At 65.6% G+C, this 20,891-nt stretch carries 16 protein-coding genes, 1 tRNA gene, 1 other RNA gene and 1 pseudogene; 11 read left to right on the top strand and 8 right to left on the bottom strand.

Translation table 11 applies throughout. The annotated features are described in order from the left end of the window. Window positions 1-1,821: an endonuclease gene (locus Pla123a_RS09430; protein ID WP_197527827.1), complete on the top strand. Its 1,821-nt coding sequence runs from the start codon at window positions 1-3 to the stop codon at window positions 1,819-1,821. A gap of 4 nt (window positions 1,822-1,825) precedes the next feature. On the opposite strand, the gene Pla123a_RS09425 is transcribed toward Pla123a_RS09430, so the two are convergent. Together Pla123a_RS09425 and Pla123a_RS09420 are read right to left on the bottom strand one after the other, a co-directional pair. Continuing rightward, window positions 1,826-2,539, bottom strand: a complete 714-nt coding sequence (locus Pla123a_RS09425; RefSeq protein WP_146586235.1) for a 3-keto-disaccharide hydrolase — start codon at window positions 2,537-2,539, stop codon at window positions 1,826-1,828. Between the two features lie 233 nt (window positions 2,540-2,772). Further along, window positions 2,773-3,858: a substrate-binding domain-containing protein gene (locus Pla123a_RS09420; RefSeq protein ID WP_146586233.1), complete on the bottom strand. Its 1,086-nt coding sequence runs from the start codon at window positions 3,856-3,858 to the stop codon at window positions 2,773-2,775. 382 nt (window positions 3,859-4,240) lie between these two features. Between Pla123a_RS09420 and Pla123a_RS09415 the strand changes: the two genes are divergently transcribed. The 5 genes from Pla123a_RS09415 (at window position 4,241) to Pla123a_RS09395 (ending at window position 10,294) form a co-directional block, all read left to right on the top strand. Next, window positions 4,241-4,993, top strand: a complete 753-nt coding sequence (locus tag Pla123a_RS09415; protein WP_146586231.1) for a hypothetical protein — start codon at window positions 4,241-4,243, stop codon at window positions 4,991-4,993. A 41-nt stretch (window positions 4,994-5,034) separates the two neighbouring features. Next, the gene (locus tag Pla123a_RS09410; RefSeq protein ID WP_146586229.1) at window positions 5,035-6,045 is read left to right on the top strand and encodes a hypothetical protein; all 1,011 of its coding nucleotides are present in this window, start codon (window positions 5,035-5,037) and stop codon (window positions 6,043-6,045) included. Window positions 6,046-6,134: 89 nt separating this feature from the next. Next, window positions 6,135-7,283 (top strand): DUF1559 domain-containing protein, encoded by a 1,149-nt coding sequence (locus Pla123a_RS09405; protein WP_146586227.1) that lies wholly within the window; start codon window positions 6,135-6,137, stop codon window positions 7,281-7,283. 223 nt (window positions 7,284-7,506) lie between these two features. Beyond that, complete coding sequence (locus Pla123a_RS09400; protein ID WP_197527826.1) at window positions 7,507-8,862, top strand: hypothetical protein; 1,356 nt, start codon at window positions 7,507-7,509, stop codon at window positions 8,860-8,862. A 127-nt stretch (window positions 8,863-8,989) separates the two neighbouring features. After that, window positions 8,990-10,294: an MFS transporter gene (locus Pla123a_RS09395; protein WP_146586223.1), complete on the top strand. Its 1,305-nt coding sequence runs from the start codon at window positions 8,990-8,992 to the stop codon at window positions 10,292-10,294. A 56-nt stretch (window positions 10,295-10,350) separates the two neighbouring features. Here Pla123a_RS09395 and Pla123a_RS09390 read toward each other — a convergent pair. Further along, window positions 10,351-10,424, bottom strand: a tRNA-Val gene (locus tag Pla123a_RS09390). A gap of 147 nt (window positions 10,425-10,571) precedes the next feature. Between Pla123a_RS09390 and ssrA the strand changes: the two genes are divergently transcribed. Further along, window positions 10,572-10,936, top strand: a transfer-messenger RNA (tmRNA) gene (gene ssrA / locus Pla123a_RS09385). A 207-nt stretch (window positions 10,937-11,143) separates the two neighbouring features. Next, the gene (locus Pla123a_RS09380) at window positions 11,144-12,127 is read left to right on the top strand and encodes a DUF1559 domain-containing protein (protein ID WP_197527873.1); all 984 of its coding nucleotides are present in this window, start codon (window positions 11,144-11,146) and stop codon (window positions 12,125-12,127) included. Window positions 12,128-12,169: 42 nt separating this feature from the next. Here Pla123a_RS09380 and corA read toward each other — a convergent pair whose 3' ends face one another. Both corA and Pla123a_RS09370 read right to left on the bottom strand, forming a co-directional pair. Further along, a complete protein-coding gene (corA, locus tag Pla123a_RS09375; protein WP_146586219.1) occupies window positions 12,170-13,228 on the bottom strand; it encodes a magnesium/cobalt transporter CorA in 1,059 nt (352 codons plus the stop codon). Between the two features lie 63 nt (window positions 13,229-13,291). After that, a complete protein-coding gene (locus Pla123a_RS09370; RefSeq protein WP_197527825.1) occupies window positions 13,292-14,452 on the bottom strand; it encodes a transporter substrate-binding domain-containing protein in 1,161 nt (386 codons plus the stop codon). Between the two features lie 150 nt (window positions 14,453-14,602). On the opposite strand from Pla123a_RS09370, the gene Pla123a_RS09365 reads away from it, so the two are divergent. From Pla123a_RS09365 to Pla123a_RS09355, 3 genes are all read left to right on the top strand, one after another. Beyond that, window positions 14,603-15,397, top strand: coding sequence for a sulfotransferase (locus tag Pla123a_RS09365; protein WP_146586214.1), 795 nt, complete (start codon window positions 14,603-14,605; stop codon window positions 15,395-15,397). A 30-nt stretch (window positions 15,398-15,427) separates the two neighbouring features. After that, window positions 15,428-16,330 (top strand): aminotransferase class IV, encoded by a 903-nt coding sequence (locus Pla123a_RS09360; RefSeq protein WP_146586212.1) that lies wholly within the window; start codon window positions 15,428-15,430, stop codon window positions 16,328-16,330. Window positions 16,331-16,425: 95 nt separating this feature from the next. Continuing rightward, window positions 16,426-17,079, top strand: coding sequence for a hypothetical protein (locus Pla123a_RS09355; protein ID WP_146586210.1), 654 nt, complete (start codon window positions 16,426-16,428; stop codon window positions 17,077-17,079). Between the two features lie 746 nt (window positions 17,080-17,825). Here Pla123a_RS09355 and Pla123a_RS09350 read toward each other — a convergent pair. The 3 genes and pseudogenes from Pla123a_RS09350 to Pla123a_RS24975 all read right to left on the bottom strand — a co-directional run. Further along, on the bottom strand, window positions 17,826-18,806 hold the full coding sequence (locus Pla123a_RS09350; RefSeq protein ID WP_146586208.1) for a hypothetical protein: 981 nt from the start codon (window positions 18,804-18,806) through the stop codon (window positions 17,826-17,828). A gap of 75 nt (window positions 18,807-18,881) precedes the next feature. Further along, entirely contained in the window at window positions 18,882-19,706 is an 825-nt protein-coding gene (locus Pla123a_RS09345) for a hypothetical protein (RefSeq protein ID WP_146586206.1), read from the bottom strand. Between the two features lie 593 nt (window positions 19,707-20,299). Beyond that, window positions 20,300-20,533: pseudogene (locus Pla123a_RS24975) on the bottom strand (DUF1559 family PulG-like putative transporter); the annotation flags it as partial. Window positions 20,534-20,891: the final 358 nt, after the last annotated feature.

The following is a 20,891-nucleotide window of genomic DNA, read 5'->3' as shown; positions in this document are numbered from 1 at the left end:
GTGTTGTTTGTTTCGAAGCAGAGTTGGTTCTCCCTGGTCGTCGTCTGGTTGCTGGCCGCCACGGCGGTCGCTCAGTTTGACCCACCGGTTGGCTACTACTCCGCGGCCACCGGGACGGGTGCGCAGCTCAAGAGCCAACTGCACAACATTATCGATGGCCACACCGACATCGGCTACAACGCGTTGCGGACCGCGCTGCAGGTGACGGACGAGGACCCGGACAATCCAGGACATATCTTGCTAGTCTACGACCGGACTTCGCTCGACTTGTCGAGGATCGGCGGCAGCCTCTCCGGCTGGGACAACGGGAACTCGTGGAACCGCGAGCACACCTGGCCACGGGCACACGGCGTCGACAGCTCGGGGCCCGACAACAGCGACCTGCACAACCACCGCCCGTCGGATCCGCAGATAAACTCGGACCGTGGCAACTTCAACTTCGGCGGCGCCTACGGCGGCCAGTCGTACGGCATCGTCAGCGACGCCGGGACCAAGTGGTACCCGGGCGACGCCGACGCGGGCATGATCGCGCGGCAGGAGTTCTACATGGCCGTCCGGTACGACGGCAGCGACTCCGCGACCACCGACCTCGAGCTCGCCGCCGGCGATCCTAGCGGCAGCCTGCTCGGCGACCTCAACCGCATGATCGAGTGGCACTTCGCCGCGCCGGCAGACGCGTTTGAACGCCGCCGCAACGAGCTCATCTACGGCTACCAGAACAACCGCAACCCGTTCATCGACCACCCCGAATTCGCGTGGAGCGTGTTTGTCGACCAGGCGAACGACAGCCAGGTCACTTTGGCGGGTGGGGCCTACACGGGCAACGGCGGGACCGCGCTGAACATCAACCTCGGCCGGGTCTACAAGGGCGGCGCCGGTCCTCAATCCCAGAGCGTCACGCTCAGCAAGGCGGGGGTGGACGGAACGTATTTCGGTGTCACCGCCGATGGCGCGGCGACCAGCACGCGTCTGGGCAGCTACAACGCCTTTCGCACTGGGCAGACCGACTCGGCCCAGATGGTGGTTGGCCTCGACGCGACTTCCTCTACGCCAGGTCTGTTCAGTGGCGAAGTCCGCGTTGACAACCTCGACGTGACCAGCGGCGGGGGCTCCGGCCGCGGCGCGCTGGACGCCGACGACGTGATTTCACTCAGCTACAGCGTGCTGGACCACCCGGTTGCCTCGTTCGCGGCGGACTCGATTCAGCAGAACCTAACGATCGACCTCGGCACGCTGCCGCGTGCAGACGAGGTGCTGCCCGTTTCTCCCTTTTCCGTCTTCAATTACGCCGGCGCCGGCGGCCCGTCTTTCGCGTCGTTCCTCGAGATCGACGCGATCATCGGGCAGGGCGACACCACGCAGTTGCAGCTTTCCGCAGCTCCGTTTGGCGATCTGGAGCAGGGCGAGGCCGGACTGCTCGACGCGGCGATCGACGCCTCGACGGTGGGGCTCTTCTCCGCCACGTACGAGCTGCTGCTCTCGGGCGAGGACCTGGTCGGCGACCAGACGCAGTCGCTGTTCCTGACGCTGCTGGCGACAATCGAGTCGGCGGGCCTGCCCGGCGACTTCGACGCCGACGGCGTGGTCAACGCGGCCGACTACGTCGTGTGGCGGGACGCCAACGGCTCGGCGGCCGACCTCAATGGCAACGGCGTCGACGATGGCGTTGTCGACGCGCTGGACTATCAAGTTTGGCGAGAAAACTTCGGCGCGGTGGCGGCCGGCCCGTCGTCGACCAAAGCAATCCCCTCGCCGGGGTCGCTCACGCTGCTCGTCAGTCTGTTGACTCACACGCCGCAACGCCGTGGCCGGCGCCGCTAATTCGCTACTCGGCGGCCTCGCCGTCGAGCGGACGGAGGTAGATATTGCGGAACCGCATCTCGCCGCCGTGCGTCTGCAACTGGATCGGGCCGCGCTCGGGCAGCTTTCCTTGGCGATCAAAGTAGTTGTGCATTTCGGCGTCGTCAACCACCAGCACGTTGTTCATGTGCACGGTGACGCGGTCGCCAACCATGCGGATCTTCAGGGTGTTCCACTCGCCCACCGGCCGGTCGGCCAGCGCCAGCGGGTCCTTGCCGGGCGAACCGGGGTTGTTGTTCCACAACGCCCCAGAGCCCAGGTGGCCGCCATGCTGCTTCTTGCTGGGGTCGGAAGGATCCCAGATCTGCACCTGGGGGCAGCCGCGTAGGTAGACGCCGCTGTCGGTGTTCGGGTCGACCATCTTCCAATCGATTAGCAACTCGAAATCACCGTAGTCGTCCACGGTGGTGCAGAACACGCCGTGGCCGTCGTTGACGATCTGTTCATCTTCGACGCTCCAGTGCTCGGCCAGATCGGCGTCGGCCTTTGTTTGGCGAGCCTCCTTCTCCTCGTCGGGCAGGTTGCGGTATTCAACCGGGTCGACCTGCTCGCGGCCGCACCAGCCGGTCAGGTCTTCGCCGTTGAACAACGAGACAAAACCCTCGGGAGCTTCTCCGGCCAGCGAGGAGGAAACGCACAATGACAAGGTCCAAAGCAGCGCGGGTACAGAGCGTGGCATGCAACAATTCCTTAAAGTTCTCCGCGGCGCGAGTCCGCAGTTGTTTGCCAAGGCGGTAGGTGGGACGCCGCCCACGCCGCGACGCGAGGGCAGGGCCGCATACCCTGGATGATAGCCTCGTTCACTACGGGTCGCGAGAGGTCAGCGGAGACACGGACCGCCGTTTTGCGCACGGCGTCCGCGCAAGTACGCAGCTGCTGAGGGGCGCGGATCGATCTCGATTGGCGCCGCTCTTAGCGACTGCCATGCGAACCCGCGAACGCCACGCTGGGCGCCCCGGCCGACTCGCCCGCGAATAGCGCCGACCCGGATGGTTCGAGGAGCATGCGCCCGCGCCACGAAGAAGTCCCAGCAAACCAGTCGAAGCACTTGGCAAGCACGCCGGTTAGTTCGGGCGTGTTGAGGCCGGTGATCGACGGGCAGAAGAACTCCGCGGGTGGCTCGAGATTGACCGCCGCAATCGACAGATCCGAGCCGACGGCTAGCCCCCGTTCGTAGCACGCCCTGATGGCGCCAATCGCCGCGGGACAGGTCGTGCCGATGAAGGCAGTCGCCTCGACTTGGCGTTGATCGAGCAGCCGCGACATTAGCCGGTAGGCCACGATGGTTGGGTCGGTCGCTACGGGCGCGGGGTCGTCGTGCAGCTCGCCCTCGATCGAGTGGCGCTCCTTCCAGCGGCGCCAGATCTCGATCCGACGCTCAATCTCGAGGTTGCGGTTCTGGGTGTTCAGGCAGTCGAGCCGCCGGTGTCCGAGGCCCCGCAGGTGATCGAGTACGGCCACGATGCAGTCGTCCGAGAAGAGCCGCACCGACGGCAGCCCTTTTGTCGAAAAGTCGCCGTCGAGGATCACGACCTTGTGCGCGTTGAAGTGGTGGAGCAGCCGCGATGGGATCGGCGGCCCGTGGGGGATAATGATCGTGCCCTTCGCCTGCGACACGTTGTCGTATACCAGCTTCTCATCCCAATGAACAAACTGCGTCGGCCGCAGATTGATCGTCCTGCGGGTCGCGAACTCTGAGACCGCAACCCGGAGCTGGGTGAGGTAGCTCGAGGGGTACGCCGGGTATAAGAGCACGACCTCGGCGGGCTTGATACGTTTGGTGTAGGTCGGGTGCACCTCGAGTGCACCGCTCTCGTCGCGGATTAGCACTTCGTCGTCGAGCAGTTGTCGCACCGCGCGGCGGGCGGTCATGTAGCTGACGCCGGTTTCTTCAGCCAGGCGGCGTTCGCCGGGGATGCTGTCGACGAGGTAGTCCCCCTCCGAGATCCGGCGCTTGATGACCGACATCACCTCGTTGTACTTGGCGGGCGCCGCCATCTTGGGTTGCTCCGAGGCTAGGGGCGGGGCCGGTCGGCATCCGCGTCGGAAGAATTGTAGCTCTCTGACACAGCAGGTTTCGAACGCGCCGAGTCCCGGCTGTGCGGTGGACCCTCAAGCCATTTTTTGGCCGGAAAGAGTTTGACACGCCGATACAGAGACTATAGCATATGTGCTATACATTGCCAGTCGGCGTCCGGCCGGCAATGGAACACCTTTTCAGTAGAGCTATTCCTGGCGCGAGGCTCCGGACGGGGTGGTGGTGATCCTCCAGCAACCTCCGGAGCAAGGTTTGAGAGTGATGAGCATGCCTTGCTAGTCGAGGCGCGTCTGGCTTGTGACTTCTTATTGCGCAATACTCTTCTACAACTGGGGACGACTCATGGCCAACAGTGACTCGATTCGGCGTTCCACGGCCGCTTGCGCGGCAGCGGCATTGATTGTGTTAGGTTGCTCGGCGGTACAAGCCGAATCATGGCTAATCGACCTAGGGAACGACGCCTCGTACCGGGGCGCTTCGACGCCCAGCGCAGACGCCAACGGCAACTACTGGACGAGCGTCTGGTCGGGCGCGTTCTACCAAGACCTCCCCAACTCGGACGGCGTCACGACAGCGGTCGATTTCGGTTTCACCACGCCCGGGGGCACCGACTCCTACAACGGTCCCGCAGGCGCGACCGATGGCGGCCAGCCGCCCTCTAATTCTGTGTACGATGCGGCGGCGCTTGGTGACCTGGGAGTGGACGAGGCGGTTTACGACTTCTATACCAACTCGACCTTTCAGATCCAGGAACTCCAAGTCGGCGGACTCTATGACCTGACGTTCTTCGGGTCGCACAAGTACAACGGCAACAATACGACAAGGTACACGGTCTACACCGACGCCTCGTTCACGACGCCGGTCGCTTCGGTCGATTTGGTAGTCGGCGTAGACGACCTGCACAATCAGGACACGGTTGCGACGCTCAGCGGCGTGTCGCCGGCGGCCGACGGGATCCTGTACGTTGGTTTTGGGGGCGCCGGAGGTGGCGAGGGGTACCTCAACGCGATCCAGCTGACCGCCGTGCCCGAACCAGCGTCCTTGGCGCTATTGGCGGCGCTGTGCGCCCCGATCTGGCCCGCGCGTCGCCGTTAGGGGTTCGCACCTACCCACTACACCGAACTGAGGCGACAGCTATGCGAAGACTAGAGTTAAGGCCGAGGTCCCCCCGGCTGTGGGCGGCGGTCGCGGTGGCGATTTGCCTGTCGTCGTCGGCCCGCGGGCAGAAGCTGCTGCTGGATTTCGGCGCCGACTCATCTTTCCGCGGCCTGAGCGTCGCGGGCGCTGACGACAACGGCAACTACTGGACCAGCATCCCGACCGGCGTGTTCATCGAGAACCTGGTCGACGTCAACAACGTGCCGACAACCGTCGATTTTGGTTTCAGCACGCCGGTTGCCACCGACAGCTACAACGGGCCGGCCGGACCGACGACCGCGGGCCAGCAGGCGTTTGATGTGTTCCTGACCGACATTGACGCGCAGGCGTTGGGAGACCTCGGCGGTTCGCTCGCCGCGGCGTTCGACTTCGTCGCCGGCCCGGGGACCGACCCCAACAACGTCCGCTTCGAGCTGCAGGGCCTCGACGCTTCGAAACGCTACAACCTGACGTTCTTCGGCTCGCACAAGTACAGCACCGACCAGACCACGGTGTACTCGGTATACAACGACAACACTTACTCCACGCTGGTGGACTCGGTGTCGCTGGAGGTGCAGGACGGCGTGGACGCGTCGTCGCACAATCGAGACGCGGTGGCCGAACTCATCGGGCTGGCGCCCCAGGACGGGGCGATCCTTTATGTCGACTTCGTCGGAGCCCAGGGCTCGCTGGGGTACCTGAACGCGATGAGCATCGAAGCCGTCGACGTCCCCGCGATCCCGGGCGACTTTAACGGCGACCTGGTCGTCAACGGCGCCGACTACACCATCTGGCGTGACAACCTCGACGGCGACGAGTCGGCGTTGGGGGGCGCGGGAGACGGCAGCGGAATTGTGGACGGCGAGGACTACGACCTGTGGGTCAGCAACTACGGTGGCCCTGCGACCCCGCCGGGGGTCGGTTTTACGGCGTCCGTCCCATCACCCCCCGCCGCGTGGCTGATCGCCGTCGCCACGGTTGTTGGGTGCGGTCCGCGGCGACGCGGTTAGCGTCGGAACTCGGGGGCTGGGGCAGGCCCCCGACTTACTGCGGGCGGCGTGCGCAGGAGCTCTCTTCAGGCCCGGATCAGGAGGTTGGAATGGCCAGTCAGCAACATCATCGGCGAGCATTCACGCTCGTAGAGCTTCTCGTTGTGATCGCCATCATCGGCGTGCTGGTAGCGTTGCTCCTGCCGGCGGTGCAGTCGGCGCGCGAGGCCGCCCGGCGGACACAATGCACCAGCAACCTCAAGAACATCGGGCTGGCGTTGCAGAACCACCACGACACCTACGGGTACTTCCCGAGTGGCGGCTGGGGGTACCTGTGGATGCCAGAGCCTGACGGCGGCGCCGGAAAGTCTCAGCCCGGCAGCTGGCTCTACAGCATCCTAGCGTTCCTGGAAGAGGGGACCCTCCGCGAAATAGGAACGGGCACGGCGCCCAACTCCGCTGCGCGCGACGACGCCATGCGACAACTGCTGGTGACGCAGATTTCCGTGATGAACTGCCCCAGCCGGCGCCAGGCCGACCCGTACCCTCTGCTGGATAACGGATCAAACAACAACAGTGGCTACCGCAACACGGGGGCCGACTTCGCTCAGAATCCGGGGCTGGCCTTCCGCAGCGACTACGCCGGGTGCCGGGGTGGCGGCACGCAGCAGGCGTACGACGCGGCGGCCGCGTCGGGCAGCGCCGTCGAGGTGCGTCGTTTCCTCATGCTCGACGGTCCGGGGCCGAGCAGCTTTGCCCAGGCCGCGGCCTGGGACAAGAGCCTGCCCGGCTTGGGCGTCGACAACTGGTTCGCGCGGATGGGGTCAGGCAGCAACGGCATGATCCTGCCGCGAACGCCGGTGCCGATGCGCAAGATTACCGACGGCACGTCGAAGACCTACATCGTCGGCGAGCGGATGCGCGAGTCGGACCTGTACTCCACCGGCACGTCGTTGTTCGACGACCAGGGCGCCTACAACGGCTTTGACCGCGACAACATCGTGTCGGCGTGGGTGCCGCCGCTGCCCGATATGAGTTCGGGTGAGTACCAGCAGTGGATGACGAAGACCGGCGACTCGGCCTACTACCCAGCGACTGCGAGCGAACGCACGTTGCAGTTCAACTTTGGTTCGGCCCACACTGGCGTGTTCCAGGTCGTGTTTTGCGATGGTTCGGTCGATAGCGTCAGTTTCAATATCGACCTGGAGGTCCACCGGGCGCGAGGGAGTCGCAACCTAGAGGACCTGGTCGCGAACTAGCCGACGCCCCTCCCGGCGGCGTGTTAGACTACAGCGGTCGACGCAGGCCCGCGTGCGTTGTCATCTCATTCCATCCGCAGCTCCGGCGTCTCGGATCTCTATGCGTATTGCCTCTCGAAGAACAATTCTCTGGCTCTTGTTGGCTCTGCTGCTACGAGTATGCTGCTGCGTGACTCCGGCGCACGCCGCTCAGGTTGAAAAGTCGAACCCGGCGAAGGTGTACATGCACTACATGCCCTGGTTCGAGACCCCCGACACCCTCGGCCCTGGACAGTGGGGCTGGCACTGGCGGATGAACACGCAGAACCCCAACGTGATCGACGCCAGCGGTCGCCGGCAGATCGCGTCACACTACTACCCCAAGATCGGGCCGTACGCCTCGAGCGACCCCGACGTGATCGAGTACCACCTGCTGCTCATGAAGCTCTCGGGCGTCGACGGCGTGATGATCGACTGGTACGGCGTCGAGGGGACCAACGGCGACATCGGCAGTCTGCTGTCGAACAGCAATGCACTTGTCGACCGGCTCGGCGACTTTGGGCTCGACTTCGCGGTCGTGCTCGAGGACCGCTTCTCCGCCAACATCGGACAGGCCGAAGCGAACGTCTCGTACTTGAACGATAACTACTTCAGCCACCCGAGCTACATCCGGCTGGGCCCTTCCGCAGAGCCGCTGCTGGCGTCCTTCGGCCCGATCAACTTCCAGACGGAAAGCCAGTGGACGCAGATCCTCGCCCAGGCAGACGAGCCGGTCGCCTTCATGCCGCTGTGGTACGAGTCCCAGGACGCGGGCGGCAACGCCGCGGGCGAGTACGCGTGGATCTACGAGGACGAGGCGCAAAACAACCACCTTGGGCATCAGGACAGCTTTTATCGCTACCGTGCGCCGAACCTCGAGTTGGCCGGCGGCGTCGCCTACCCAGGTTTCGACGACTTCTACTCCGAAGGGGGCGCCGGCTCGCCCGTGCCGTTTGAGATCCCCCACGATGGCGGCGCGACTCTCGACGCCGTATTGAACCAGGCCGCTCAGTTCGCCAATCGAGTCGACTTCCTGCAGCTCGCGACGTTCAACGACTTCGGCGAAGGGACCATGTTCGAGCCGACCAACGAAACCGGCTTCGACTACCTCGCACGCGTCCAGGAGCACACGGGAGTCGCCTACGGTGAGGCGGAACTCGAACTCGTGTACCGCTTGTTCCTGGCGAGGAGGTCCTACGCCGAGGACGCCGGGGCCATGTCGAACCTCGACGGGGTCTCCGGCATGCTCGCCGCGCTCGAACTATCGGCGGCCGCTGAGCTGCTCGAGTCGACCGCCCCCACGGGCGACTACGACCACGACGGCGTCGTGGGAGCGGGTGACTACCTCGTGTGGCGGGGAGCGTACGGAGCAAGGACCGCCGTCTACGGCTCGGGCGCCGACGGCAACTACGACGGCGTCGTCGACGCCGCCGACTACGCCGTCTGGCGTGACCACTTTGGCGGTAGAAGCCTTCCGGCGGCCGCCGTCCCCGGTCCCAGCTCGCTCGCGCTGATCGGTCTCGCGAGTCTCGGCTGCTGGGCGCGCGTAGGACGATCGTGATGTGACGGTCTGGGAGCGAGTCGGTGGCGTGCGGCGGCTGGCGCTGCTACTCTTGAGTGTGCCCTACCGCAGCCCTGCTGGGCTGGTGCGTGGCCGCTGAACGCTCCAACGCCGCCGCTCGCTCTTCATGCCCGAACGCCCAACCAGCGGCGACACGAGACCGCCCAGCAACATCTTCCCGCGGATCGCCGCGATGATGTTGCTCCAGTACTGGCCATTGGGCGTCTGGGCAGTGACCGTGGGGACGTACATCGGCGCCAACACCGGAGAGCAGGGCGCCGCGATCTTCTCCGCGGGGTTTATTGGCTTCAGCACGATCTCCGGCGCGATCGGGAGTCTGGTCTCGCCGCTGGTATTCGGGTTCCTCAGCGACCGCTTCCTGGCGGCCGACCGGTTGGTCGCGTTGCTGCACGTCGGTTGCGCGGCGGCGGCATGGTGGATGCACTCGACCGACAGCGAGCAATGGTTCTTCGTCGCGTTGCTGCTCTACTGGAACTGCTTTAACCCGTCGTGCTCGCTGACCAACAAGATCGCGCTCGAGCACCTCTCCGATCCCGAGCGGCAGTACCCCCACGCGCGGCTGTTCGCGACCGGCGGCTGGATCTCGGCGGGCCTCTTTATCGGCGTTGGCTGGCCGTGGCTCTTCGGCGCCGAGATCGAGAGCACGGGCGTTCCGCTGGCAATTGGCGCTTGGTCCAGTCTGGCGATGGCGGCCTACGCGTTGAGCCTTCCTCGGACCAGGCCCATGCTCGCCGAGCGCGGCGGCCAGCAGAAGGACCGCCGCCCCACGCGGGGGCTCGCGTCGAACCGACCGCTCATCGGCTTCCTGGTCATCGCCGCATTGGCCGTGGTGCCGAGCATGGCCTACAACAACTACGCCAACCTGTTTCTTAATTGGGCCGGCTACCCTAGCCCCGCGGCGTTGATGACCCTGGGCCAGCTGTCGGACCTCATGTGCCTTGCCGCCCTGCCGATGTTGTCCGCGCGGCTCGGGCTGAGCCGGGTCTTCTTCCTAGGCGTCCTGGCCTGGTCGGTTCGGTACGGACTGCTGACGCTCGCGTCGTCTCTCGGTTGGACCGCAGCCGTGTACGGTGCCATCATCGTCCACGGCCCCTGCTACGTGTTCGTCTATGTAGCGGGCGTGATGATCGTCGATCAGCTCTCGGGGCCGGCGCAACGCGGCGCCGCCCAAGGCCTTAACGCAATCGCGACCGGCGGCGTCGGCCACCTCGGCGGCGCGCTCTTGGTCGGGTTTATGCAGCAGGCTTCGCTCACGCCCGAGGGGGTGTCGCCACCGCCGTACGATTGGTCGACCTTCTGGCTGGCGCCCGCCATTCTCAGCACGGCCACCGCCGTGGCGTTCGCGATGGCGTTCCTCGTACGCGGCCGTGCCGCCCGACGGGCCGCACCCGACCCTCAGCGAGCTAGCTAGCGCGGCGGGTCCAATCGGGCCCCAAAAACGACGTTTCCGAGCAGCAGAAAAAGAAGTGGGCGATGAGGGACTCGAACCCCCGACATCCTCGGTGTAAACGAGGCGCTCTAGCCAACTGAGCTAATCGCCCGCAAGACCCCAAGAATAGTAGGAGGCCGGCGGCGGTGTCAATCGAGCCAACCAGGGAGTTTGACCCGAAGTCGCCGCCTCCCGCGGATTTTCGCTGCTATCCGCGGTGCAGCCGACCGAATACAATAAAGAGCTGCGCTAAGCTTTCGGGGGCGAACTGGGTTCGACCGGATGGCAGAAGCGTGCAGTTGCGTGCCGTGGTTGATCGGTGGCCCACGTAAAAAGCCGATTAAAACCTTCAATTGCCGAAGGTAACTACGCTTTGGCTGCCTAGAACTAGGCTGCCCGAGTCCCAGTTGGTCGCCGGAATCGGCTGACGACTCGTATAACCCCCTCCGGATCGTCGCGGGTCACTGCTGGGCACGCCCGCGACTAAATCAAGTTCTCGGCTAGCGTTGCGGTAGCCCTGTCGGCGAGGCGACCGTAGCGCGAAATCAAACCCGCCGACTATGCACGTAGACGCTCACGTGGAACTATTGCGGGACGCGGGTTCGATTCCCGCCGCCTCCACTTTTCATCGCCGGTCCACGCTTTCGGCGTGGCCGGCGTTTGCGGTCGGTTCCGAGGTTTCCTGCCTCCCCCTCGGCGCCGTTCTGTCCCGTGCGGGTTAGTTGGACTAGCATGGAGGCACCGCGTGGCGTGCGTCTGTCCGCCACCGAGCACCCCCGCAACGTACGCGGCTTTTGCCGCTGCGCTACCAACCCGAGGCAAGGCACTCCGTTGACGCTTGCGCACTGCAACCGCCGCGCGTTCACTCTGGTTGAGTTGCTGGTTGTCATTGCCATCATCGGGACGCTGGTCGCGCTGCTGCTGCCGGCGGTGCAGGCCGCCCGCGGCGCCGCCCGGCGGGCGGCGTGTTCCAATAATCTCAAGCAGCTTGGTTTGGCGCTGCACTCGTTCCACGCCGCCCACCGGCGGTTCCCGGCGGGGCGGGGGGCGCCGCTGCCGGAGGTCTTCTCTGCCCAGACACACCTGCTCGAGTACCTCGAAGGGGGAAATCTGTTTGCAACGATGGACCTTTCCCAGGCGCCGACGACCTTCGGCATCGGCGGCGGGGTGGTGTTCGATGGTCAGGCAAACTACCCCGCGGCGACGACGCCGGTCGCCACCTTCCTCTGCCCCAGCGAGCCCCACGCCCCGCGTGTTCCGGGGGTCGAGTTCGCCGCAACAAGCTACGCCGCCAACGCCGGTTCGGGGACCGTTGACTACGGCAGCCTGACCGACGCCGACGGCGTGTTCTATTCGGCCTCGACCACCCGCTTCCGCGACCTGACCGACGGCTCTTCGCACACCGTTGCGTTCGCCGAGCGGACCCTCGGCCCGGGAGCGGCGCCGGCGGACCTCGTCCAGCCGACCGGCGCCCAGTCGCAGGAGTACATGCTCGAGCTCCCCGGCGGCGCCGACACTCCGGCGGGTGACTGCCAGTCGGCGTCGAGCGGCGGTTGGTACGGCGAGCGCGGCGCCAAGTGGGTTCTCGGGAACTACGGCAACACCCTCTACAACCACGCCCTGCTGCCCAACGCTTCCGAGTGGGACTGCATGAACGCCCGTCAGCAGAGGGCCCGCCTGGCCGCCCGCAGCCACCACCCCGGCGGCGTGCAGCTGCTGCGGTGCGATGGTTCGGCCGCGTTCGAGTCCGGTTCCGTGGAGCTTTTGGTTTGGCTGGCGGCCGCGACACGGGCCGGCGGCGAGGCGCCGCCCTAGGCTTGCGGCCTCGTTTCTGCGAACGCTACGAGCCTCCCAGCACTACGGCCCTCCCCCCAGCCAGCCCTTCCGCCAGAAGAACACCAGCATCCCGCCGGCGGTGGCGATCATCGTGAACCACACGGCCGGGTAGGCCCACTTCATGTGCAGCTCGGGCATGTGCTCGAAGTTCATGCCGTAGATGCCTGCCAGGAAGGTCAGCGGGATGAAGATGCTGGCCATGATGGTGAGCACCTTCATCACCTCGTTGGTGCGGTTGGCGACCGCCGACATGTAGGTGTTCATCAGGCCGGTGATCATCTCGCGGTACATCTCGGCGACCTCGGCGGTCTGCACACAGTGGCTGTAGGTGTCGCGGAGGAAGACCCGCAGCTCGTCGGTGATCAGCTCGCTGTCGTCCCGCATCAGGGTGTTGACCGCCTCGCGTTGGGCCCACAGCCAGCGGCGGAGCATCACCAGGCGGTTCTTCATGTCGTTGAGCCGGCGCAGCAGCTCGGGGCTCGGCTGGCTGATCACGACCTCGTCGAGCGCATCGATCTCTTCGCCGATCGCGTCCAGCACCGGGTAGTAGCCGTCGATGATGGTGTCGGCGATGGCGTACGCCAGGTAGCTGGCGGGCTGCTGGCGGATGATCCCCTTGCCGCCCCGCAGCCGCCGCCGCACCGGGTCGAGGATGTCGCCGTGTTTCTCCTGGAAGGTGAGCACATAGTGCGGCGCCAGCACGATGCTCACCTGCTCCGCGTCCAGCTCCCCCTCGTCGTCGAGCCGAACCATCCGCACCACCAGCAGCAGCTGGTCACCGTAGTCTTCGGCCTTGGGACGCTGTGGCACGTTGACCAGGTCCTCGAGCAGCAGCGGGTGCAATTCGAACATGTCACCGAGCTCGTGCATCAGCGAGCGGTCGCCGAATCCTTGCACGTCGATCCACGTGACGTCCGACTCGTCGAAGGCCTGACGCAGGTCGTCGGTCTCGGTGACGGGTCCCTCCTGCAGCTTGTCCGGATCGTAAGTGATCATATGGATCCGCGGCTCGGGCGCCCGTTTGGGGATCGCCAAGGTGCCGGGGCGGGCGCCGATTTGGGGGCGACGCTTGCGAAACATAGGGAGGGTCCTGGAGGGAAGGCGGCCAGAGTGAGCTCGAGGGGGCGGCGGGGCAGGCGACGATTACAGCTCGTCGAAACGCTCGCCCAAGTACTTCTCCAGCGACTGCCGCCAGGCCGGCTGGCCGGTAACGCGGAGCAGGGTGCGGTTGATTGGCTCGCGGAGTTTGCTCTCGTTGGGGAGTGGGAACGCGTATTCCTGCGGAGCAAAGATTACCGGCAGCGCCGCGAGCCCGCCACCCGATTGCTGCGCAACCTGGTAGCGGAGTATCGGGGCGTCGTAGACCACCGCGTCGACCTCGCCGCTACGCAGGCTCGCCAACGCGTCCGCCGCCGTGCCGTGAAGACTCGCACCAACGCCACGCGCCCGCAGGTAGGCGTCCGCGGTCGAGCCCTCGACGGTCGCGACGCGTGCGTTGACTAGATCGCCGGGGCCCGTGATGCCTGCCTTGAGCTGGTTGATGGTCAACGCCGAGGTCACCGACGCCGTGAAACTGGCGATGATGAACAGCCCGGCGAACATCCACACCAACCCGATCAGCCGACCGGGCAGGGTCTTCGGCGCCTTGTCGCCGTAGCCCACCGTGGTCAGCGTCACCGCCGCCCACCACATCCCGGAGCCGATCCCGCGGACCGCTCCGCCGCCGAACTGCTCGGGGTTGCCACGCCGCTCGAAGAAGTATACCGCCACCGCGCTGACCAGCAGCGCCGCGAACAGGCCGGCCACGACCTTGACGAAGGTCGGCGACAGCACCGCCCGGGCGACCCCCAGCCAGCTGTCGTCTTGTTCCTGGGAGCCAATCGCGATGCCGAGGCCCGAGCTGTGGAACGGGTGCGAGAAGTCCATCCGCCGCTCCCGTTCGTAATTGACCGTGATCGCGCCGACGCCGAGGTCCACCTCGCCCTGCTCGACCGCGGCGAGCAGTTCGTTCAGGCCGAGCTCGCGGAACTCCAGCGAGACCTCGTTGTCGGTCGCCCCCTGCAGGTCGGCCTGCACCTCGCGGAGCAGGTCGATGCAGATGCCGGACCACTGCCCGTCGGGGCCCTTCATCGTGAAGGGCGGCGTTTCGCGGGCGGCGATCACGATGGTCTCGCTGGCGGGCGCTTCGGTGGCGTCTTGCTGAGAGTAGCCGGTCGCTGGCCAGGCGAGGGCCACGCTGAGCACAGCCAGCAGGGCGGGGGGGAAAAACCGCAGGGGGACAGCAGCGAGCGATGGTGACGGCATACAACTCCTTTGCGAATCGGCGGGGCGGAACTCGTGTTCGGCCGCGGCGGACTGCGTGGGGGCCGCCGGCGCCCCTCTTCGGTAACAGGCGGGGCGGCTCAGTTCAAGGCGCCGCTCGTGCGGCGGGGACTTCCCCGGTAGATTGGTGGCATGCAAACCACCAAGTACCCCTCCGGTGATCCGGAAACTCAACCCGCGGCGCCCCATCGTATCGCGATGTGGTCCGGGCCGCGGAACATCTCGACCGCGCTGATGCGATCCTGGGGCGCCCGCCAGGACACCGTGGTCTGCGACGAGCCGCTCTACGCCTACTACCTGTTGCAGACCGGCATCACGCACCACCCGGGCTGGCAAGAGGTGGTCGAGGTGCACGAGGGCCAGCTCCCCGAGGTGCTCGCCTGGCTGACCGGGCCGACGCCGGCCGGCAAGTCGATCTTCTACCAGAAGCACATGGCCCACCACCTGCTGCCCGGCATGCCGGTCGAGTGGACCGACCAACTCACCAACCTGCTCTTGATCCGCGACCCGCGCGAGATGCTGCTGTCGCTGACCAAGGTGTTCGAGTCTCCCTCGCTCGAGGAAACAGGCCTGCCCCAGCAGCTCCTGCTTTTCCAACGCGAGCTCGACCGCACCGGCCATCCGCCGGTGGTGATCGACAGCCGGGACCTGCTGCAGAACCCCGAGGCGATGCTCCGCCAGGTGTGCGAGCGGGTCGGCGTGCCGTTCGACCCCGCGATGCTGAGCTGGCGGCCCGGTCCCCACGACACCGACGGCGTGTGGGCCAAGCACTGGTACGACAACGTCTGGAAGTCGACCGGTTTCGACACGCACCGCCCCCGCGAGGGCGATCTGCCTGCGGAAATGCAGGACCTTCTCAAGCAGTGCCAAGAAATCTACGACCAGCTCGCCGCCGCGAAGCTGACCTGCCCCACCGCCGGCTGCTAAACAATCCCCGCCACGAACCCGCACGACCCCATGCTGCAGAAGTACGACGAGCGAAACGCCGACCTGATCATCAACATCAACGGCGACCTCAAGCACCGCGACCAGGCCGGCGTCAGCCCGTTCGACTCGGTCGTCCAAGGTGGGGACGCGGTGTGGGAGGGGCTTAGGCTGTACGACGGGCGGATCTTCCGGCTCGAGGAGCACCTCGACCGCCTGGCCCACTCCGCCAAGGCGCTCGCCTTCCGCGAGATCCCCACGCACGAGCACATCACGAGCGAGATCCGCCGCACGCTCGAAGCCAACAACATGCGCGACGGCGTGCACATCCGGCTCACGCTGACCCGCGGGGTGAAGATCACCAGCGGCATGGACCCGCGGCTCAACCAGGCGGGCCCGACCCTGATCGTGCTCGCCGAGTTCAAGCCGCCCGTGTACGACAAGTCGGGCGTCAAGCTGGCGACCTCCTCGTACCGCCGCCCGGCGCCCGACGTGCTCGACCCCAAGATCCACCACAACAACCTCCTCAACTCAATCCTCGCCAAGATCCACGCCACGGCCGCCGGGGCCGACGACGCCCTGATGCTCGACCCGCGTGGCTTCGTCGCCGAAACGAACGCCACCCACCTGTTCGCCGTCGACGCCGGCCGCGTGCTGACCCCGCGGACGGTCGCCTGCCCGGAGGGGATCACCCGCTCGGTGGTCCTCGAGCTGTGCGATCAGCTCTCCATCCCCGCCGAGGTCCGCGACATCAGCGTCCCCGAATTCCTCCGCGCCGACGAGGTGTTCTGCACCGGCACCATGGGCGAGCTGGCCCCGGTGCTGGCGATCGACGGCTGCCCCATCGGCGATGGCGAACCGGGTCCGATGTGCGCCCGCCTGGCCGACGCGTTCCGGGCCCTGACCGCGCAGTCCGGCACGGTGATCGTCGACTAGTTCTCCTGGGGGCTACCGGCTCTCGTTGCAGTTGCACGCAGTCCACAACCGATCTAGGTAAGCGGACGCCGACCGACCGCAGCGAGGACGCTAGCATGGACCGTGACCCGCTCTCATTCGCCAATCAAACACCCGCGCAGAAGTTCTGTTCGCACTGCGGCCAGCCCGCGGAGAACAAGTTCTGCGCAAGTTGTGGCCAGCCCCTGGCCGGGCCCGCGCCGGCCCCGGCCGACGCTAGCTGGCGGCAGGAAATCAAATTCGATCGCATCGCCTCGGTCCCCGAGGTCCGCGCCCGTATCCAGGCGAGCTCCGCCCGCAGTTCCAAACGCATGTCGGGCGAGGAGTTCCTTTCGGTCGCCGCGACGGTCATGTCGATCCCGGTGCCGCTCGATAAGCTCGCTGGCCTGGTACAGCCGATGTACGCCCGCTGGGGCGTGAAGACCGGCAAGGAGCAGCAGCAGGCGGTCGCAATCCCACCCGGCGAGGTTATCGTGCGCGTGCTTTGTTCCCTTGCCGAGCGTGGCCAGGAGCTCGAGGCCGTCGAGCAGGGGGACGACGCGTGCACCCTGGTGGCGACCTTCCCGTCTGACATTTGGGCCCTGGCTGGCAAGCTGCTGATTACGGTGTCGGCGGCTAACGGCGGCAGCCTGGTCACGGCGGCGACTAAGATCGAGGGGCAGTACTTCGACTGGGGCAAAAGCCGCCGCGGACTCGAGCGGCTGTTCGACGACGTCCGCCGGGCGGCCTGAGCGAGTCGCGGCGACTGTTTAGTCCGATTATTCGACCGAAGGGGACAAAACCCCCACGCCCGTCATCAAGGAATTGCCACAACTCCTTTCCTGGTAGCGGGTTGCGGATTCGCCGCTGTGGACGCGCCTGGGAGTTCTGTCCAAGCACCACGCGAACCCACAAGACTCTGGCCCCACTAATCGCGTCCCACCCTACGCAAGCTCAGCCCATCACGCCCACGAGCCAACCGGCGAACCCCTTAGTCTACCACGGGCCGGGGCGGACTTCTTAAAGAATCAGGGGTTGCTCGGCGCCATTACTACTGGCGCCTCGAACTTGCTTGCCTGCCGCAGGTCAGCGCCGCGGGCCTGAGAGGCGCCGCCCGTTGAAGGGCAACCGTCGCTGAAACGTGCGGCGCCGGTTGGGAGCTTGAGGCACGGAGACGCCAGTTGCGGTTGTGACAACCTCAGCGGGGTCGGGGATTCTCTCCGGCGCAGCGGACGATGCAACCGATGTGAATTGGGACGCTCTCGCCCATCCGAGCGATGCGTTGATTCAGTATTTCAACAGCTGATCGACACGCTCCGGGAAAGGTTATCGTTATTCGCTGCAGCGAACCGCATCGAATCGACGGTCGGGCTGTCGGCTGGAACATCCGCAATTCTTGTCACAAGCTAGTCTACTACCCCCTTGTGAGGGGAGAATCGGCGGCCACTTGACACAGCCAGCTGAACGAGCGCGAGCCTCAGAAGAGGTGTCGGGCGCCTCAATGATTCAAACGACGTGCGGGCGCGGTGCAAACGAACGCAGCGAGAACAAGCAACGCAACGCCTGTCGGCTCGGGCGTCGAATAGCTCACCAGCAATGCGACGTTCGCCATCTGATCCCGCCACACGGTGTAGTCTGCTGCGTCGACGACGCCGTCGTAGTTCCCATTGGCGCTGCCGTTGCCGATGGCGAAGTCGCCCGATGATCCGAACTGCTGGCGCCAGAGCATGTAGTCCCACGAATCAACCTCGCCGTCGAAGTTGAAGTCGCCCTCGAGCAGCAGATCGTCGACGTGCTCGGCTACCCAGGGCAGGGCGACATCGTCCAGTACGCTCGCGGGGATTGAACTCGTGGCCGCGGCGACGAAGAACGGCTCCGAGCTGGCGAACCCGTCTGCCCTCACCTGCATCGCAATGAGGTAGATGCCCTCGGGGGTCGATGTCTGCGAGTCCATAAAGAACCATCGGTGGGCGTGCAGGGCAAGGTTGTCGGCGGTGGTGACCCCCAGCCGCTTGCCCCGCACCATCGCCGCGGCGCCGTCGACGCTGGCGTTATCCGTAAATCCCTGCGTGTACAACGTCAGTGTGGTGTCGGTTTGCGGCGCTGGCGAGAAGTGAACGTCTTCGGGTTGACCGCCCGATGCGTCCCAAAACATCAGGTTTGATGTCACTCCGTCGAAGTGCATAGGCAGGAAGTCCCAGTAGAGGTTCGACCCCACCGGCAGCGACGCACTACCGCTTGGGGCCTGCGCGAACGACAAGAACGATGGGACGTCGTTTGCGAGGGAGGAAGGGAAAAGCAACGCGAACGCGCGGTCGCCGATGGTCTGCAAACCGCTTGTCTCGTCGTCGTAGCCGGTAACCAAGCGGCCATCGATCTGCTGCACAATGATGCCGCCCTTGTGCGCCATTGCGGAGTGGCACAGTAGCGTGGCGCAGATGAGCAGCGGGAGCGCTACTCTTGCGATTCGGTGCGTCATAGGAACATGCCTTGGGAAGCGCCGAGAACACCGCCGGGGCGGACCCCGGCGGTGCGTTACTCGGCTTAGGGGTAGCTAGAACGAGCTTCGCTGAACGCGGGCCGCGGCGCCGAACGCCAGGCAGAGCGCGACTAGTACGCCACTAGCCGGCTCCGGAACGGACGCCATGCCGCGCACGTGCATCACCGCCTCGGCGTAGTAGGTGAAGTCCACCCCTTCGTAGACAGGAGTTGGGCTAGCGAGTGGATCCGCGGCGTAGTTGCGGACCAGCGCACCGATGGCCTCTGCGGCTTCGATGCGGTGGTCCTCGTCGGTGATTGCGGTGACGCTGTCCGAGATTAGCGAGACCATGTAGTAGGGGTCCGAGTCGCTCAGCCCTTCGACGCTCACGGTCAGTTTGCCGACGTAGACGCCTGCCGGCGGCGCGGCGCCTGCTCCCTCAACTCCAAAGAGCGGGTGGGAATGGAACCCGCCGTCGGGGAACGACTGCAGCGGCTGGGGCGCAACCCCGCCGCTGACTCCGGTAAGTGACGAGAAACTCATCGGCCCGGCGCCATTCCAGTACTGTAGCTCGATCAGGTTCATAACGATCTCGGCGCTTGGCGGCAGCGAGCCCTCGTTCGCGTCGAGCCCCGGCTCGGGCGACCCAAAATCCCAAGGGACGACCGGATTAGGCGCCTGCGGAAGTAGAACCGAGAGGAAGACATTTTCGTCGGGGTCGAACACTACCTGCAGGTCATCGTCGTCGTCGAGGATGGCGAAGCCAAGGTCCGCCTGCCCGTCGGTCGCGAAGAGGGCGATGTCGCCGCCCCCTCCGTGCCCGTAGGCGGTTGAACTACCGGCGGCAACGGCGGCAGCGAGCACGCAGGCGACGGCGTGTTGTAGGTGGAATCGTCTCATGGGAGTATCTCCAAGGTTAGATCTATGAGGTATAGCGAGCCACAGCTCCAGGCGTGGCGCGGAGCGTCGAGTTGCAGAAGCTACTGCGGCGGTCGGGCAAAGTTCTCGCCCGAACGGCACCACTCGACAATCGTCTCAGCCGGGAGCGCGTCCACGTGCCCATCGGCGTACAAGTAGTTCGCAACTTGACCGGTGTGACGGTCGGTCGCCACCTCGGCGGTCACCGCGTCAACCACGAGTTTGTTGCGAAGGTTCTCTTCCGCGAACCACAGGTAGCTGTGCACGTGGTCGTAGTGCACACCTAACCGGGCGGCGGTCCCCTCGAACATCACGATCGTCGCGTGGGTCTTCAGGAGGTCGTAGAGCTCAGGCACCAGGCCGTCGTTCCTAGCGGCAACAGCGGCGGCCAAGGCAGGCGGCAGGCCCGAGGTGTCGATGTCGTCAGCCTCTCGCAGGTAGCCGTTCATGGCGTAGCTGGTGGCCGTGTCGAACACCTGTTCGCGCCGCTCAAGGTCGTCCGGGCAGAGCCGCAGCTCGTCGACTTTCTCTGCGTAGGGCGACAACGTACTAATCCACGACTTCTGTTCTTGCAGCGACGGCGAGCTCGACTGGTTGTGGTACGCCATCAACGGGAAACGCCCCTTGTGAGTGGAGGCGTACTGATGGATCGCCAGCCCCAGCTGCCTCATGTTGTTTGCGCACTGTGACCGGCGGGCGGCCCCGCGGGCGGCCTGCACGGCGGGAAGCAGCAACGCCACAAGTGCAGCGATGATGGCGATGACAACCAGCAACTCAACCAGCGTCATTGCGCAGCGGCGGACGCCCATGCAAACGCACCTCGGCCAAATCTAAATGCCCCGGACCCGCTGCGCGCACGCGCCGAGAGGGTCGGTCAATGCAAGATGAGAGGATCTACGCGAGAGCCAAAGAGGGTGGGCCGCGAGGAAATCGCAAACGGAGCGACTGTTGGCGCCGACGGAGAGTCGATCGGTCTTGACACGTGGAAAGGACCCGAGGGCTTAGGAAACGGGTGCTCCACGGGTTGTACCCGATCTTGAGTGTAGAACTAAGCGACAGGAGGTGGCACGCGTGCGGTTGGTGTGTTGCACCCGCTCCACGCAATACGTTGTGGCCGGCTACCTCGGGAACACGGCCTTCCTGCGCGATCCCGATCGGCTGATCCTG

It is taken from the genome of Posidoniimonas polymericola (assembly GCF_007859935.1).
In the GTDB taxonomy this organism is placed as follows: domain Bacteria; phylum Planctomycetota; class Planctomycetia; order Pirellulales; family Lacipirellulaceae; genus Posidoniimonas; species Posidoniimonas polymericola.
This window is presented reverse-complemented; position numbering and strand designations above follow the sequence as displayed.